Source organism: Campylobacter concisus (assembly GCF_003048375.1).
Classification (GTDB): domain Bacteria; phylum Campylobacterota; class Campylobacteria; order Campylobacterales; family Campylobacteraceae; genus Campylobacter_A; species Campylobacter_A concisus_T.
In genome coordinates this window covers 347,762-364,114 of the sequence record NZ_CP021642.1, presented here as the reverse complement: position 1 = coordinate 364,114, position 16,353 = coordinate 347,762, and the positions used below count along the sequence as shown (strand labels likewise).

Genomic DNA, 16,353 nt, shown 5'->3' with positions numbered 1-16,353 from the left:
GATGCAGTCAGCCTCTTTATCGGTTAGGTCGTAGTGCAGAAATTCTTTATAAAATTTCTTTGTTTCAGCCACAATGTCCAGATCTTCAAAAAAGCTCAGGATGCAGAGTCTTCGCCGCCCATAAAATTTGCAAAGCACCCTCGGCGCCATATCTATCCCAGCTAAAGACGCCAGCTGGATTTACATAGACTTTTTTGTTTTTGACAGCGTTTGTGCCAGCATAGACTTGATCTTCATATAGCTTTTTTAAAATTTCTGGTGCTTTGGCTCTGCCTATGATGATCACGTCTGGATTTAAATTTGGTATCTCTTCATCGTTAAGCTCGAGCATATTGCCCTTTGCTTGCACCGCATTTACGCCACCTGCAACGCTGATCCACTCGTCGATTATGGTTATTTAAGCCATCTACTTTAAATAAATTTTTACCTTCTGCTATGTGAAGCACTTTTGGTCTATCTGACGTTGCGATCTTATCTGTTTTGCTTAGTACTTTTTGAAGGTTTTGATCAAAATAGTCGTTAAATTTCTTGGCTATCTTTGGCGCGTCACCACCTATGACTTCGGCCATGATGGATATGCTCTTTTTCATGTCTGCGTGGTTGGTAAATGACGGATAAAGAACGGTAAAGCCGTTTTTAGCTAGCTCTTCTTTGTTGTTTTTATCAGCAGCTATGACGATATCTGGGTTTAGTTTAACTAGCTCTTCAACCTGCAAACTCTTGGCACTTACGCCATTTGGTATGCTCGAAATTCTAGGATATACATGCGCAAACCACTTGTTATTTTTGATAAGATCGGTCGTCGCTACTATCTTATCAGCCCCACCTAGCATCAAGACGATCTGGTTATTTGCATACCAAAGCGTGGCGATCTTTTCGACATTTACTGGGACTTTGACGATATCGCCAGAGATATCTTTGATCTCTCTAACCTCGGCGGCATTTATGCTCAAGGTAGTTAGCAGAACCACAAGGACAGTAAAAATTTTTCTCATTTTATTCCTTTTTAAAGTATATATTTTTATATTTAACTTGCAAATAATATATACTATTGCATTAATATGCAATTTAAGCATAATATATTTTTATAATTTAATAAAAATTTGACAAAGCAATGAAATTTGATTGGTATTTTTAAAATTTGAGTATAAATTTAGAGAAAAGTTTTTGGTCCAAAAGGTTTCCCTTTTAGACCAAATTTATTATATATCTACAACGACGTCGTTTCTTATCTCAACACTTACCGTAGTGCCTGAGTGGTTTGCTGTGTATGTTTTGTAGCCATCATGCGAGCCAGCTTCTATAAAGCCGCCATCTAGCGTTACTCTATCGCCATTTTCGCCATCTATCTTAAGCTCGTTGTTTCTAAGGATATCATCTTTAGTTAGCGTGATATTTAAATTTTTATCAGCTCCGCCAAGCTCAAGGCTTGTTATTTTCTCAACCTTACTAAAGTCCACAGAGCCATCTTCTATGCTAAGTTTGCTAGCTTTTGTACCGTCGCTAGAGCCAACTACTTTACCATTTATAGTAGAGCCCGAAATTTCGATCTCGCTATCACCACCGCGAGTGCTACCTTCTACGGCGCCTTTTACTGTGGCATTTTTGATGATCACTGTATTTTTATCAGAGTCTTGAGCGCCACCATATACGCTAGGCGCCTCGCCACGACCACCGCTTACATATTGATTTACAGTAGCTCCGTCTAAAATTCTAATAGTATCAGCATCTTCGTTGCCCTCTACATACTCAGTCACAGTAGTGCCAGCACCTGTTACAGTTATGTTGTCATTGCCCCATCTGCCGATTACTCCTTCAACCGTTGCTTGGTCGCTAACTAAGATAGTATCGTCGCCACCTCTGCCGTTTACTGCGCTTGTGAATGTGCCAGCGCCAGTTACAGTTATGGTATCGTCGCCCTCATCTGCTTGGATAAGTACAACACGCGCACCATTTTCTACTGTGATGGTATCATCGCCGTTTCCACCACCTATATTTTTTACACTAGTTCCTGCGCCACTTATTTTTATGGTGTCATTACCAGCGCCATTATCTGTTATATCTAAAGATGGATTTACCTGTTTTTCATGCATATCATTTTTAGTCTTTGTATCGCCAAGCACCCAGCCATCTACCTTAGCACCGCCTTGAACTACTATCGTATCTTCGCCAGCGTTACCAAATACATTCTTACTAACAACAGAGTTATTATCTATCGTTATAGTGTCTTTTCCGTCGTTTCCATATACACTTTTAGCAACTTTTGAGCCATTATCTACATTTATAGTATCGTCGCCTTCGTTGCCCACAACCATGCCAGTGATCGTAGTTTTGTTTAGATCGATCACATCATCGCCAGAGCCACCAGAGATGTTGCTAAGCTTTGCAGAATTTATGCCTGAAATTTTATCAGCACCAACACCGCCATAAACATTATTTATCTGCGCATTATCTACAACTATTTCGTCGTTGATATCTGAGCCAAAAACGTTTAGCTGTGCATTCGGAGCTACTATCTTTGCTACTGTGCCATCATCTGGGTAGTTGCCCTCATTTGCGTTGCTCGTTACTGCTAGCTTTTTAGCCTCGTCTTGACCGATAGCTAGCTGGCCGTCGTTGCTCACGTACCAGCCATTATTGTATGTAAATTCATTCACACCATCATCAGGCACTAGGTAGCTTCTGCCATCACCTTGCTTTTGCACGCTATATCCGCTAGGTATCTTTGTTGTAAATGCCGGTATCAGCTCAGCTGCTGGGTCCTCGCCTTTGTGTGCTGAGAGTGGGATTTTGATTATTCCGTTTGGTTGTGGTGGCAATGGTGGTTGTGGCAATGGTTGTGGTGGTACTACGTTATCAGTAGCCGCTCCGTCACCTAAATTTTCACCCTGTCCGCCGCCAACTGAGCTAACCGGAGATTCAAATACAGCACCTAGGTCGCCAAGATCATTAAAATTCGCACTTATATTTGAGTAGTGACCACCTTGTGCAAAGCTAGCAGCACCAAGACTTACTCCATCACCTCCAGCGTTTCCACCAGCTTGGTTTCCACCAGCTGCAGTCTCTTCAAGAGCGTTAAGGTCTTGACCACCAAGTATTGCTTTTTGAAGTGAATTTATATCAGCTGTTGTTTGAGAATTTTCACTAACGCTTTGGTCTAAATTTATTGAGTCTTTACCTATTAGGCTTATCTCTTTTCCATCTGCTTTTGCTATTACTACTTTTGCGTCAGTTGTTTCAGTGACTATCTTTTCACCTTGATATACTATGTCACCTACTTTTAATTCTCTGCTTTCGCCTGTTGGGCTTACAGCTTTTACGCTTCCTTGCGTTACATTTTTTACTACGCCTATTTCCTTTGACATGTGTCTCCCTTTTTAAATTTTTTCTTAAATTTAGCGGTTTTATTAAAATCAAACCATTGTACTTTGGTACAGTTGTGACATATTTATGACTGTGAATTTTGCAAATTTAGAATTTTTGGGGGTTGGAGCGGTTGTAAAAATTTAGAAATATAAAAATAAAACTGCCACCGAAGTGGCAGAATAAAAATTAAAGATAATCAGTTATAGCATATGAATATGGTATCTCATTTTGAACGTTTAGTACATAGTTTTCGCCATTATGCTCAAAACTCATCTTGTAAAAATGTTCATCTTGCTCTGTTGTGACACCAGTAGGTTTACCACCATTAATGTTTGGGCTTCTGCCATCAACAATACTCCAAAAATAGACACCGCCATTAAAAAATTTACCTGGTTCAGTCGTTCTATCTGTTACAAGAGTAAGCTCATGTGAGCCGTTATTTGTAAATCTATCTATAATAGCAGCCAGGTCGGCTTTGCCAGATATTTGGATTGCTTCGCCCTCTGTAAGAGCCGTAACATCTACTTTTTCAAAGTTTTTATAAGTATTAGTCGTATCTGTAAATGTATCTCTACTACCAATAACCAAAGTATCTACGCCGTCTCCACCATCAAAAACATTGCCAGTTGATACTCCGTCTTTGGTGGTAAATTTGATTACATCGTCGCCGTTTCCACCTAAAACAGTTGTGTCGATCGTCTTATCATTGCTTGTTAGATTGATGATATCGCTTCCGTTTCCGCCATCGATCGTAGTATTCATGATCGTATGGTTTTCAAAAATAGCCTGATCATCGCCATCACCCATCTTGATATTAATGTTTTTAACATCGCCCTCTTTAGCGTGGATAGTATCATCGCCAATGCCTGTGTTAAGCTCCTTGCCCTCAGCATCTACATCGCCAGCAAATTTAACAAAGTCATCGTTTTCTACTATTTTGCTAGATGCAGAGTCTGAGCTTATAAGGCCGTTGTCTGAGCTTATAGAGATAGTAGCCTCTTCACTATATTTACCAAATTCTGTGATGTTAGCATGGATTTGTGTGCCCTCATCGCTCATTTTTGTGCCCTCATTTTGATTACCAGCATGTTGTCCGTAGTCGTCGATGACTTTCATTCTAAATTTGATAACGCCGTCTTGTACAACTACGTTTTTTAGCACCATATCAGGATCAACAGCCGTCCATGTATTGCCTCCGTCCATTGAGTACTCAGGATGCTCATAGTCTTCACCCTTAGTAGCTTGGCCGCCAAGATCGATCTTTAGATTAGTAGTAAGTGAGCCTGCTGGAGCATTTTCGATATGAAAGTTATATTGCATATAAGGATAGCTCCTATCGCTCTCTGAGACCTCGCTACTATGTGCCGAGCCGCTATCTACTGTGATATAAGCTCTAGCAGGAGCTATCACAGGCTGAACAGGCTGACTAGAAGCTGCTGCGCTTGATACAAAACCATCAGATGGCTCAGCAGATGCACCACCACGCACATTTGAAACAGCTGGGGCATTTGCGCTTGTTTGAGATGAAAGGTTAGAGAAATTCGCACTTATATTTGAGTAGTGACCACCTTGTGCAAAGCTAGCAGCACCAAGACTTACTCCATCACCTCCAGCGTTTCCACCAGCTTGGTTTCCACCAGCTGCAGTCTCTTCAAGAGCGTTAAGGTCTTGACCACCAAGTATTGCTTTTTGAAGTGAATTTATATCAGCTGTTGTTTGAGAATTTTCACTAACGCTTTGGTCTAAATTTATTGAGTCTTTACCTATTAGGCTTATCTCTTTTCCATCTGCTTTTGCTATTACTACTTTTGCGTCAGTTGTTTCAGTGACTATCTTTTCACCTTGATATACTATGTCACCTACTTTTAATTCTCTGCTTTCGCCTGTTGGGCTTACAGCTTTTACGCTTCCTTGCGTTACATTTTTTACTACGCCTATTTCCTTTGACATGTGTCTCCCTTTTTAAATTTTTTCTTAAATTTAGCGGTTTTATTAAAATCAAACCATTGTACTTCAGTACAAGTGTGACATATTTATGACTAGAAATTTTGTGAATTTAGATTTTGTGGGGGTTTGAAATAGTTATAAAATTTTAGATATTGCAAAGAAATTTAGATCAAATTCCTTTGCAAATTTGGATTTATTTTACAAAAAACTCTTGCGCTAGTTTTTTATCTTCAGGTTTGATGATAAATTTCTCATTAGCGATGCTAACTTCAAATTCATCTTCTCTGCTTGCTTTTGTATAAGCTAACGCAAGCCTTGCAGCAAGCTCTTTGTCAGCTTGGCTAGCGTTTTTGCTTATGAAGCTAACAGCTCCCACGATGTCGTCGCTCTCTTTAAATTTCACCTGCTCAAATTTATCATTTGGATGGGCCAAAAGTGCGTTATTATCACTCTCATCACGTCCTATTATCATTTTAGCTCCATCAACCAAGCGCAGATGCCTACCAAGTTTTAGCCACGTAACGTCGATATCTCGCATCTCTTTATCAAATTTCAAGTAGTCTTTTATCTTGACTGCAAAGCTCTCGATCGTTAGCAAACAGCCACCTCCAGGCGTTGCAAAGTCCTCAAAGCCAAATTCCTTCGCCAAAGCAAGTTGCGGCTTTCTATCGCGCCCGCTTATATCAAGTAGCCTCTCTCTATCGACCCAGCCCTCGCGCTCTGGCTTAGTTGGCGGCAAGAGCTTAGCGCACATCGGACGAAGCACTAGATCGTCCTCGTCATCAGCTAGGCGCTTAACCTGAAAAAGTGCGTCTCTGCGCTGGCTCATCGGTCTTTGTCCTACGACTTCGCCTGTGATTATAAAATTTGCATTTTCACTTTTTAGCATATTAAGAGCGGTTTTAAACATATATCCGTGGCAGTCGATGCAAGGGTTAAACTGCTTGCCGTAGCCGTATTTTGGGTTAAAAAGCACGTCGCGAAGATACTCGTTTCTCATATCAACCACCTTTAGGTTAGCTCCAGCCAAGGCTGCACGGCGCCTTAAAACTTCGTGCTTCTCCTCATCCACGCCAAATCCAGTATCCATATAAAGTGCGACCACTTCAATGTTTTGATCACTTATTATTTTCATAGAGAGCATGCTATCAAGCCCTCCGCTAAACAAAGCTAAAGCCTTCATTTTTGTCCTGAAAGTAAAATTTAAAGCCTAAATTTACTAAATCTAGGCTTTTATGAAGTTTATTTAACAGCGTTAATTATGATTTTTTTGATCACTTCGCTTGCGGCTTTTAGGCTGCTAACTGGCAAGTACTCGAAGATAGAGTGAAAGTTATTTCCACCTGTGAATAAATTTAGCGTTGGCACGCCCTTTGCAGAGATCGCAGCGCCGTCATATCCGCCTCGCATCGGCTTTATGTTTGGCGTGATATTTAGCTCACTAAAGGCATCTTTTGCTAGTTTTATAGGCAGTGAGTTTTCATCTTTTAAAAACTTAAAGACATTTTCATAGCGTGTTTTTAGCGTGATCTCGCAACGATCTCCATAAATTTTATTAAAAGAATTTGCCATCTCGCTTAAAAACTCAAGCCTTTTTTGAAATTTCACCTCGTCAAATTCTCTTATGTCGATCTTGAGCGTCGTTTTTGCGCTGTTTCCGCTAAGCTCTTTCACCCAGAAGTAGCCCTCTTTGCCCTCGGTGCACTCTGGCACTTCACCGCCTGGCAAAAGCGAGATAAATTTATGCGCAAGAAGTAGCGAATTTACAAGCTTGCCCTTTGCGTTCATCGGGTGAGCCGAAACGCCTTTAAAGACCACCGTGCAGTCAGCTGCGTTCCAGTTTTCGTATATTAGCTCGCCTATCTCGCAGCAGTCTAAGCAATAGCCAAAATCAGCTCCCAGCAAATTTACATCAAGCGCCTTTGCACCAAGCAAGCCCTGCTCCTCATCGGGCACAAAGCAGATCACGATCTTGCCGTGCTTGATCTCAGGATTTTGCATGAAAAAACTAGCCATATTTACGATACTAGCGATCGCCGCCTTATCATCAGCGCCAAGCAAGCTAGTGCCGTCAGTCACGACTATATCATCGCCCTCGTATTTTTTAAGCTCTGGGTTGTCGCTAAATTTAAGATAGATGCCCTGCTCTTCGTTTAGGCAGATGTCGCCACCTGTGTATCTTACTATCTTAGCTTTTGTGTCGTTTTTTTGCTCGCTACTTGTATCCAAGTGCGCAAAAAAGGCGATACTTGGGGCTTTTTCGCAGTTTGCAGGAATTTTTGCTATCAAGATAGCACTATCTTGCAAGATGATATCTTTTATACCAAGCGAACTAAGCTCATCTTTTAGAAAAAGAGCCAGCTCGTACTCGGTTGGATTAGAAGGCATGATGCCTTTTAATCCATTCTCTTTATTTGTCGTGGTGTTAAATTTCGTATAGTTTATAAATCTCTCTACGATATCCATCTTTCATCCTTAGATGACGAAAAATGCGATCGCCACAACAGAGAGAAACATACCTAAAAACGTTCTTTTTGCAAGCTCGACTGGGCTAACCATAGCAATACCAGCACAAACGATAGCAGCACCAGCGATCGGAGAAGCTGAACGTCCAAGTGAGCCAGCGATGGCTGCGGCCATACCAAGCTTATCTTGCTCAAAGCCAAGAGCAGCAGCGTTTGTTGTGACAGCTTCGTTAAATGCAAATGTAGCAGCGTCGCCTGAACCTGTAACTATACCCATGATAAATGGCACAAATGTTCCGCCAAATTTAACGTAGCTTTGATCAGTTTTTAACCACGCTATGACCACATCAACAGCTCCGCACGCCTTTAAGCCAGCGACAAAAACGCCAGCTGCGATGATGATACCGATGACATCAGCGTAAGCATGACCCATGCCGTTAAAGAACTCTTTTGTGATCTTTTGTGGGTTTGTAAGAGTAGCAAAGATAGCTATGATAGCACCAAGTATCATCGCCTCAGCAACGCCCATCTTTGTCCATGCCAAAAAGCTGTAGTCTTTTGCAAGGCTAGTTCCGCCGATAACCAAGATGACAAGTGGGACAAGTGGCATAAGAGCGTAGATCAAATTTACTTTAAACATTGGTCTCTCTTCGTTAGCAGCACCATTTTCAAGAGTAAAATTTGTACCTTTTTGATAGTCTTTAAATAATATTGCGACGATAGTTAGCATGACAACTACGATAACAAGAGCTGTAAATGCACTAGGAATTTGCACTTTTATGATGTCTTGAACTGTATAGTTTGCAACTGTCTTTTTAACAAGGTCAGCCACATATATGTTGTGCGCAGAGCCTGGACTTAGGACTGAGCCAAATGTGCCTGCAAAAACAGCCGCACCAGCCATCGCAGGGCGAACACCTGATGCCATTAGAAGTGGTATAAGCGTTGCACCAACAGCAGCAGAGCAGCCAGCAGCTGAAGGGATAGCGATATTTATAAAGTAAGTTAGCACTGTTGTTACAGGGATCAAGATAAATCCCACGTTTTTAAGTGGCTTTGTAAGAAGCGCAACAAGGTGCTTATCGCACATTGTGTATTTCATAACGAAAGCAAAACCCATACTCGCACAAATAGCTTTTATAAGCCCTGCTTTAGTCATATAGTCAGTAAAAGCACTTAGTGCCCCCATCGGTTTTAGCGCGATTAAACAAAGCACCAAACCAACACCTATTAGCACTGTTCTTGTCTCTTTTTTTAAGACTAGAAGTGCTACAACTGCAACGATGCCAAGAATGGCAGCAATTAGCTTGAATGATTCCATACCTCTCTCCTTGTTTAGATTTTAAATTTAGTACCAACTTCTATTTTTTCTATCTCTTTTTGATACTCAAATTTTAAAATTTCACTATGTCCTATGACCTCAGCCTCGTTGCCCTCTATAAGCAAAGCCGTGCCCTCAGGCAAAGCATAGATAGTCTCTTTTGGATTTGCTATCAAAAACTCCTCTAGCCTCTCCTCCCTGCTCTCGCCGTTATGACCTGCTAGCTTGCCGCTTATGAAGTGCGGATTGATCTGATATGGGAAGATATTTAAGCTATCAAAGGACTTTGGCATGATGATAGGCATATCATTTGTCGTCATCATCGTCTTGCCAGCGATGTTTGCGCCTGCTGACCAGCCAAAGTATTTTGCGCCGTTTGCCACAGCTTCTTTTATAGGCTCAATCAAATTTAGCTTATAAAGCGTGTAAAGAAGCATAAAGGTATTACCACCGCCAACTGCGATACTGCTAGCATTTTTGATAGCTGAAATTTTATCCTCGTAGTGGTGGATCGACTTTATATTTTTATTTTTTAGGCGGTCGATCACCTTTTGCTCGTACTCGTCATTACTTCGTCTAACTCCAGCGTAAGGGATAAATAAAATCTCCTCCTTGCCACTCTCACCCAAAAAGTCCTTTACCCAGTTTTTGCAGTGTCTCAAGTAGCCAGTATCTTGGTAGCTTGAAGCGCTGATTAGTAAAGCATTTTTCATTTTTTAGCTCCGTTTAGTTTGTAAGCAGCCCTTAGATAGATATCAACCCCAGCGACCAAGCACTCCTCGTCAAAGTCAAATTTGCTGTTGTGATGGCCTGCTTTTAAATTTGTACCGATCATCATATATCCGCTCTTTGCGCCCCTATCTTGCAAAGCTCTCATAAAGTGAGCGAAGTCCTCGCAAGCGCCAAAGTCAAGCTCTTTAACGATCTTATCATCATCTATAAATGGGCTTTGTTTTGCTGCTTCATAGAAAATTTCAGTCACCTCTTTGTCGCTATTTGCCCCGCTTGTGCCCCCAGTCATCACGACCTTACTCTCAACACCATAAATTTCACTCACACCTTTTACGATATCCATGCATTTTTTATACATAAACTCATTTAAATTTGTATCCTCGCCCCTTGTTTCGCAGGCTAGATAGCCATTTGGTGCTATGACGTTTCTGCCCTCGCCTGCTCTTAAAACACCTACATTTATCCTAGTCACGCCCTTTGCGTGCCTTGTGATGCCATGCATATTTAGAGCCATTTGAGCAGCGGCTAAAAGGGCATTTGCTCCCTCCTGCGGCGCTCCTGCTGCGTGGGCTGAGCGACCAGTGATATGCACGTCAAATTTAGAAGTTGCAAGCAGTTTGTTTGTGCCACAAACTATGCCACCATTTGTTTCTGCTTGAAAGCCGATGTGTCCGCCAAGTAGGTACTCAACCCCGTCAAGCACCCCAGCAGCCTCCATAGCCACAGCACCTCTTGTGCCCTCTTCTGCAGTTTGAAATATAAATTTAAATTTACCGTTAAAATCGTCTAAATTTTTAGCGATCAGCTTTGCAAGCGCTAGACCCATCGCCATGTGTCCATCGTGCCCACAAGCGTGCGTGATACCAGCGATGTCTGAGCCAAAGCCCTCTTTACAAGGTCTATGAGCAGCCTCTACGCTCTCTGTCACATCAACGCTATCGATGTCAAATCTAAATGCACTAAATTTACCAGGTCTTTTTGTGTCGATGAAAGCTGTTAAGCCAGTTAGGCCGTCTTTCATGCATTCAAGGTATTTTGCTTCGTCAGGGTTTAAAAGGCTTTTTGCTCGCTCGATCGCCTTTTGGCACTGCTCTTTGCTACCAACTCCAAGCCTTGCATCGCTCTTTACGACCTCTTCGCCAAGCTTCACCTCATATCCTAGCTCGCTAAGCCTTTTTGCCAAAACCGCGGTCGTAAAAAATGTAAACCAGCCAGTTTCTGGGTGCGAGTGAAAGTATCTGCGATCTTTGATCATATCCTCTTTTAAAGATAGTGCTAATTTTGCTATTTTGTCCATGGCTACTCCTCGTTTGAAAGTCTTATTAGTGCGTTTGTTAAAATTTTAGTTGCGGCTACTGCGTCTTTGAAATTTATCGCCTCTTTGGTGTTGTGGCTGATACCATCCACGCAAGGGATAAAGAGCATGCCAACGCTGCTTGCAAGTTTTGTTAAATTCATCGCATCATGCCCAGCCCCACTTGGCAACGTGAGGCTTTTTACGCCAAGCTTTGCGGCTTCATTTTCAAGTAAATTTATGGCGTGTTCGCTTAGTTTTACTGGCTCGTCGCTACTTAGCTCTCTTATCTCGTAGCTAAATTTAAGCTCACGGCTTAGCTCACCCACAAAATTTCTAAGCTCTAAATTTAGCTCCTCTAAGCTTGCCTTATCGATATCTCTTAGATCAACGCCAAGCCTTGCCTCGCCTGGCACGACGTTTAAAACGCCTGGTTTTGCATGCACGTAGCCAACGGTCGCGACAGCTGTTTTTTTGCTTTTAGCAAATTTATTTGCAGCGATTATGATGTGTGAGGCGGCAAGCAGGGCGTCACTACGCATATTCATCGGAGTTGCGCCACTGTGATCAGCCTTGCCACGTATAGTGATCTCAAATCTAATAGGCGCTGCGATACCACTTACCACGCCAACGCTTATACCGCTTCGCTCTAAAACTGGACCTTGCTCTATGTGAAGCTCTAAGTATGCGTGTAGGGAGTTTTCTTTTAGGATGGCATCATCTAAATTTTGTGGCTTAAACCCAGCCGCACTCATAGCCTCAAAAAGCGAAATTCCATCTTCATCTTTTAGCTCATGAAGCCTTTGCTCGCCAAGTTTGCCGCTTATTATCTTGCTGCCGATAGTCGCTGTCTTAAAACGGCTTGACTCCTCACAGCTAAAATTTATGAGCCAAAGTGGGCGCTTTAGCTTGATGCCAGCCTCTTTTATCGCAGTTAGCGCCTCAAGCCCAGCCATGACGCCAAGTGTGCCGTCATAAAAGCCACCATTTGGCACGCTGTCTATGTGAGAGCCCACGCAAACTGGCTTCGCGTCCGCCTCGCAGCCATCATCATATATGGCGTAGATATTGCCAACATTGTCAATTTTAAGTTTAAAGCCATTTTTTTCTATCAAATTTATAAGAAATTTTCTTGCCTCAAGGTCCTCTTTGCTAAAGGCTAGCCTTGTTAGCCCACCACCTTTTAGCGCTCCAAACTCGCTTATGGCGTTAAAATTTCTCTCAAATCTTTTAGCGTCTATCATCATAAATCCTTAAAATATAAAGCCAATCTTAAAAAGATTTATTACTTTAAGCATTTTACATTTTGTTTTATGATTTGAAGCTGAAAAAGTGTGAGTTTTTAAATTTTATAAAGCTGAGTCTTGAGATCTTTGATGATAAATAGCATTTTTTCTAAAATTTCTATCTTATTTGGGTTGTCTGAGCTTTTTAAAATTTGCTGCTCGTTCTCGTAAAAGGCGATTTGCATATTCAAAATAGCCTTTTGCAAAGTGGTTGCATCAGTGATCTCATGGATATTTTCGTCCATTAAAATTTCTCTAACCATCTGCTCATCGCTCACGTCGTATCTATAAAGGATGGCGTTTAGGTATTCAGGATGCTTTATAAAGTATCTAGCTCCAAGCTTTAAGAGTATCTCATCTCTGTAGTTTGGGTTATTTAGCATAGTTTTAAAAAGTGCAAACTCAAGTGGGTCTTTATTCATCACAGCTGGCACCTCATCCACCATGACAGAGTTGCTAAATTCATCTTTATCTTTTTTTCTAAATTCTCTTTTAAATTTAGCTTCATTTTTTGGCTTCTGCTTTAGCCCAAACCTATCTGCCACGCTTTGTGGAGTGAGGTTAAATCTTGCCGCTACCTCTGTCACATACGAGCTTGCTATCTCCTCTCCAAGCTCGTCCATATAGGCTTTTATCTCGCTTAGGCAGTTATCTCTTTGCATTGAACGGGTTATGTCATACTTTTGCATGATCTTTTCTATATAAAATTTCACCGCGTCCTCGCCTGAGCCAAAGAGCTCACTAAGCTCCTTTATCTTGCCTGCAAAGACCATATCAGCAGGATCTGCGCCGTTACTTATGATGACTACTTTTGTATCTATCTTATTTATGCTTAGCAGGTGAGCTGACTTTATGGCTGCATTTATGCCAGCGCCGTCTCCGTCAAAGCAAAGCACTACGCTTATCTCGCCCCTTTTTAAAAGCGGCAAGTGGCTTGTAGTAAGTGCTGTGCCAAGAACCGCAACAGCATTTGTAAAGCCAGCATAGTGAAGCATGATGACGTCTAAATAGCCCTCTGTTATTATTATCTGATTTTTCTCAAATATACTTTGTCTAGCAAGGTGGTAGCCATAGAGTAGCTTTGACTTATCAAATACCGCACTTTGGGGCGAATTTACATATTTTGCAGGGTGATCTGAGATCGTTCTACCGCCAAAGCCAACTAGCCTTGTCGTGTGCGAGTAGATGGGAAAGGTTATGCGCTCTATGAAACTAGCATAAATTCCCTTCTCATTTTGCTTTACGATGCCAACTTCAAGCGCCTCTTTTGGCTCTATGTTTTCATTTTGCAAAAGCCTAATGGTACTTTTACTATCCCCAGCCCAACCAAGCTCAAATTTCTCGATCATAGCGTCATTTATACCGCGCGACTTGATATATCTAATGGCTGCTTCGTTTTTGTAAAACTCACTTCTGTAAAAGGCATTTACCTTTTCTAAAATGTGCTTATTTTCTTTTTGAGTTGGCACCTTGTCGTTTGTGTATTCAAGGCTAAAATTTGAAATTTGAGCGATCTTTTCTATCGCCTCTGGGTAGGTAAGCTTTTCATAATCCATCACAAATTTAACCGCATCTCCGCCAGCCTTGCAGGCAAAGCAGTGATACATCTGCTTGTTTTGATTTATGCTCATGCTCGGGTTTTTGTCGTCGTGAAATGGACATACGCACTTGTAGCTTGAGCCCATCTTTTTAACAGGGATATACTGCTCGATGATGCTAACAATATCTATTTGGTTTTTTAATTTTTCAATGGATTTTGGATCTATCATAAGCAAAATTATACAACTGCTTTGTTATAATTAAAGTAAAATTTTATTACAAAGTGTTAGCGTGGATATTTTTTTCATTGGACACAGAGATCCGATATTTAGCCTTATTATTCTATTTAGTATCATCTTGATGATTGCTGCTTTAAGCTATGCTTGGGGCATATTTTCAAGTAAAGATGAGAAAAAACGTATCGAAAAATTTATAAAGAAATTTGACAGCAAAGATGGCATAAGCGACGAGCACAAGCAGATGCTAAAAAGCCCAGAAGTAGATATACCAAGCCTTAGCATGCTAGGTCAGACCTTTGCTAAAAATGGCGACTTTGAAAAATCGATCGGCGTCTATCTCATCGCACTTGAAAAGGTAAAAGATAAAAACGAGAAGGAATTTATCCTAAACGAGCTTGGAGAGGTATATTTTAAGGCTGGATTTTTAAAAAAAGCTAGTGAAATCTTTGAAAAAGCGCTCGAGCTAAGCCCTAGAAATGTCCTCGCACTGCGCTTTTTAACGATGATAGATGAGAAACTTAAAAACTACAAAGAAGCGCTTTATGCGCTAAATTCTCTTGAAGAGCTAGGGACAAATGTAAAAGATCAAAAGGCCTATATAAAGGCGATCAGCACGCTTGATGATAGAAATTTAAGCTTTAGCGAGAAGGTAGAAATTCTCTCGCACCTTAGCCAAAATTTTGAGCTTTTAAAGCGCATGATCTTAGCGCTTTTTATAAGGCACAATGAAAATTTAGAAAATTTAAAAGATTTTGCCAAATTTGAAGACGTGCTAGACCTGCTTTATAACCTAAAAACGCCTATAAATTTAGACGATGCAAAATACAAATCCCTCTTTTACGCAAAGGGCGACATAGATGAGCCATGTGAAATTTACGGCTTTGAGCTAAATGCCATAAAAAGGCTAAAGGACGCTAAATTTGACGCAGCTGGGCTAAGCTTTAACTACGTTTGCAAAAACTGCAAAAACTCATTTCCTATGCACTTTTACCGCTGTCCGGTCTGCCACGAGCTAGGAAGCGTCAAAATTTTATCCCACCTCACAGAAAAACCAAGTGAAGATAGTAACACTTTTTAGTGACGGCTCATGCCTTGGAAACCCTGGAGCTGGCGGATGGGCTTATATCTTAAGATTTAACGAAGCGCAGAAAAAAGCAAGTGGCGGCGAGGCATATACTACAAATAACCAAATGGAGCTAAAAGCTGCGATAATGGGGCTAAAAGCGCTAAAAGAGCCCTGCGAGGTAAGGCTCTTTACAGACAGCTCATACGTGGTAAATAGCATAAATGAGTGGCTTGCAAACTGGCAAAAGAGAAATTTTAAAAATGTAAAAAATGTCGAGCTTTGGCAGGAGTATTTAGAGATTTCAAAGCCACATAAAGTCGTGGCTAGCTGGGTCAAGGGGCACGCTGGGCACCCTGAAAATGAGGAGTGCGACCAGATGGCAAGGGACGAGGCATTAAAAATAAAAGATGAGAATAAGATATGAAAAATTTAGAAGAATTTGAACGTAATCTTGGCTATAAATTTAAAAAATCTGAGCTTTTAGAAGAGGCGCTAACGCACAAGAGCACCAAGCAGGCGTTAAATAACGAGAGGCTCGAGTTTTTGGGCGATGCGGTGATGGATCTGCTCGTGGCTGAGTATCTTTTTAAGAAATTTAGCAAGATCGCAGAGGGCGACATGAGCAAACTTCGCGCCGCGCTTGTCAATGAAAAAAGCTTTGCAAATATGGCTAGGCGGCTAAATATGGGCGAGTTTTTAAGGCTTAGCCAAGCTGAAGAAAACAACGGCGGCCGCGAGAAAGATAGCATTTTAAGCGACGCATTTGAAGCGGTGATGGGTGCAATATACCTTGAGGCTGGACTTCTTAAAGTTAGAGAAATTTCGATCGCCTTGCTTGAGCTTTGTTATCCGCAGATCGACTTTGCACACCTTGAAAAGGACTACAAAACCGCCCTTCAAGAGGTCACTCAAGCGACCCTTGGCGTCATACCAACATACGAGCTCATAGGCTCTTTTGGCCCTGATCATAAGAAAGAATTTGAGATAGCCTTGCTACTAAATGGTAAAGAAATTTCACGTGCCGTTGGAAGCTCGAAAAAGCAAGCCCAACAGCTTGCAGCAAAAATCGCACTAGAAAAAATCAAAAAATAGGATAAA

Annotated in this window: 14 protein-coding genes; 3 read left to right on the top strand and 11 right to left on the bottom strand. The window is 41.4% G+C overall.

What is annotated here, in order from left to right; all coding sequences use genetic code 11:
• Nucleotides 1-85: 85 nt before the first annotated feature.
• The 11 genes from CCS77_RS10765 to dnaG all read right to left on the bottom strand — a co-directional run bounded on the left by CCS77_RS10765 (nt 86) and on the right by dnaG (nt 14,180).
• Nucleotides 86-331, bottom strand: coding sequence for an ABC transporter substrate-binding protein (locus CCS77_RS10765; RefSeq protein WP_343287516.1), 246 nt, complete (start codon nt 329-331; stop codon nt 86-88).
• Nucleotides 318-995: an ABC transporter substrate-binding protein gene (locus CCS77_RS01825; RefSeq protein ID WP_343287515.1), complete on the bottom strand. Its 678-nt coding sequence runs from the start codon at nt 993-995 to the stop codon at nt 318-320. The genes CCS77_RS10765 and CCS77_RS01825 overlap by 14 nt, the downstream gene beginning before the upstream one ends.
• Nucleotides 996-1,202: 207 nt before the next feature.
• Nucleotides 1,203-3,365 carry a retention module-containing protein gene (locus CCS77_RS01820; protein ID WP_107916390.1) on the bottom strand — a complete coding sequence of 721 codons (2,163 nt, stop codon included), beginning with the start codon at nt 3,363-3,365 and terminating at the stop codon, nt 1,203-1,205.
• Between the two features lie 187 nt (nt 3,366-3,552).
• Entirely contained in the window at nt 3,553-5,316 is a 1,764-nt protein-coding gene (locus CCS77_RS01815; protein ID WP_107916389.1) for a retention module-containing protein, read from the bottom strand.
• A gap of 190 nt (nt 5,317-5,506) precedes the next feature.
• On the bottom strand, nt 5,507-6,496 hold the full coding sequence (locus CCS77_RS01810) for an argininosuccinate synthase domain-containing protein (RefSeq protein WP_107916388.1): 990 nt from the start codon (nt 6,494-6,496) through the stop codon (nt 5,507-5,509).
• Between the two features lie 59 nt (nt 6,497-6,555).
• Nucleotides 6,556-7,779: a peptidase T gene (gene pepT, locus CCS77_RS01805; RefSeq protein WP_107916387.1), complete on the bottom strand. Its 1,224-nt coding sequence runs from the start codon at nt 7,777-7,779 to the stop codon at nt 6,556-6,558.
• Nucleotides 7,780-7,788: 9 nt separating this feature from the next.
• A complete protein-coding gene (gene dcuC / locus CCS77_RS01800) occupies nt 7,789-9,099 on the bottom strand; it encodes a C4-dicarboxylate transporter DcuC (RefSeq protein ID WP_107916386.1) in 1,311 nt (436 codons plus the stop codon).
• A gap of 14 nt (nt 9,100-9,113) precedes the next feature.
• Nucleotides 9,114-9,812: a dipeptidase PepE gene (gene pepE, locus CCS77_RS01795; RefSeq protein ID WP_107916385.1), complete on the bottom strand. Its 699-nt coding sequence runs from the start codon at nt 9,810-9,812 to the stop codon at nt 9,114-9,116.
• A complete protein-coding gene (locus tag CCS77_RS01790) occupies nt 9,809-11,128 on the bottom strand; it encodes an amidohydrolase (RefSeq protein WP_107916384.1) in 1,320 nt (439 codons plus the stop codon). Before CCS77_RS01790 ends, pepE begins: the two co-directional genes overlap by 4 nt.
• 2 nt (nt 11,129-11,130) lie before the next feature.
• On the bottom strand, nt 11,131-12,369 hold the full coding sequence (locus tag CCS77_RS01785; RefSeq protein WP_107916383.1) for a M20 family metallo-hydrolase: 1,239 nt from the start codon (nt 12,367-12,369) through the stop codon (nt 11,131-11,133).
• Between the two features lie 98 nt (nt 12,370-12,467).
• A complete protein-coding gene (gene dnaG / locus CCS77_RS01780; protein ID WP_180996312.1) occupies nt 12,468-14,180 on the bottom strand; it encodes a DNA primase in 1,713 nt (570 codons plus the stop codon).
• 61 nt (nt 14,181-14,241) lie between these two features.
• Here dnaG and CCS77_RS01775 point away from each other — a divergent pair, with 61 nt between their 5' ends.
• Genes CCS77_RS01775 through rnc form a run of 3 tightly spaced genes read left to right on the top strand, consistent with a single transcriptional unit; the run spans nt 14,242 to nt 16,347 of the window.
• Nucleotides 14,242-15,267 carry a tetratricopeptide repeat protein gene (locus CCS77_RS01775; protein ID WP_107916382.1) on the top strand — a complete coding sequence of 342 codons (1,026 nt, stop codon included), beginning with the start codon at nt 14,242-14,244 and terminating at the stop codon, nt 15,265-15,267.
• Nucleotides 15,245-15,679: a ribonuclease HI gene (rnhA, locus tag CCS77_RS01770; protein ID WP_021084189.1), complete on the top strand. Its 435-nt coding sequence runs from the start codon at nt 15,245-15,247 to the stop codon at nt 15,677-15,679. The genes CCS77_RS01775 and rnhA overlap by 23 nt, the downstream gene beginning before the upstream one ends.
• Entirely contained in the window at nt 15,676-16,347 is a 672-nt protein-coding gene (gene rnc / locus CCS77_RS01765) for a ribonuclease III (protein WP_107916381.1), read from the top strand. Before rnhA ends, rnc begins: the two co-directional genes overlap by 4 nt.
• Nucleotides 16,348-16,353 lie beyond the last annotated feature (6 nt).

What these genes read in the sequence shown, in the direction of transcription:
- CCS77_RS01820 (WP_107916390.1), bottom strand. Translation starts at nt 3,365, where the DNA reads ATGTCAAAGGAAATAGGCGTAGTAAAAAATGTAACGCAAGGAAGCGTA.
- CCS77_RS01785 (WP_107916383.1), bottom strand. Translation starts at nt 12,369, where the DNA reads ATGATAGACGCTAAAAGATTTGAGAGAAATTTTAACGCCATAAGCGAG.
- CCS77_RS01790 (WP_107916384.1), bottom strand. Translation starts at nt 11,128, where the DNA reads ATGGACAAAATAGCAAAATTAGCACTATCTTTAAAAGAGGATATGATC.
- dnaG (WP_180996312.1), bottom strand. Translation starts at nt 14,180, where the DNA reads ATGATAGATCCAAAATCCATTGAAAAATTAAAAAACCAAATAGATATT.
- rnc (WP_107916381.1), top strand. Translation starts at nt 15,676, where the DNA reads ATGAAAAATTTAGAAGAATTTGAACGTAATCTTGGCTATAAATTTAAA.
- CCS77_RS01825 (WP_343287515.1), bottom strand. Translation starts at nt 995, where the DNA reads ATGAGAAAAATTTTTACTGTCCTTGTGGTTCTGCTAACTACCTTGAGC.
- dcuC (WP_107916386.1), bottom strand. Translation starts at nt 9,099, where the DNA reads ATGGAATCATTCAAGCTAATTGCTGCCATTCTTGGCATCGTTGCAGTT.
- CCS77_RS10765 (WP_343287516.1), bottom strand. Translation starts at nt 331, where the DNA reads ATGCTCGAGCTTAACGATGAAGAGATACCAAATTTAAATCCAGACGTG.
- CCS77_RS01815 (WP_107916389.1), bottom strand. Translation starts at nt 5,316, where the DNA reads ATGTCAAAGGAAATAGGCGTAGTAAAAAATGTAACGCAAGGAAGCGTA.
- pepE (WP_107916385.1), bottom strand. Translation starts at nt 9,812, where the DNA reads ATGAAAAATGCTTTACTAATCAGCGCTTCAAGCTACCAAGATACTGGC.
- CCS77_RS01810 (WP_107916388.1), bottom strand. Translation starts at nt 6,496, where the DNA reads ATGAAGGCTTTAGCTTTGTTTAGCGGAGGGCTTGATAGCATGCTCTCT.
- pepT (WP_107916387.1), bottom strand. Translation starts at nt 7,779, where the DNA reads ATGGATATCGTAGAGAGATTTATAAACTATACGAAATTTAACACCACG.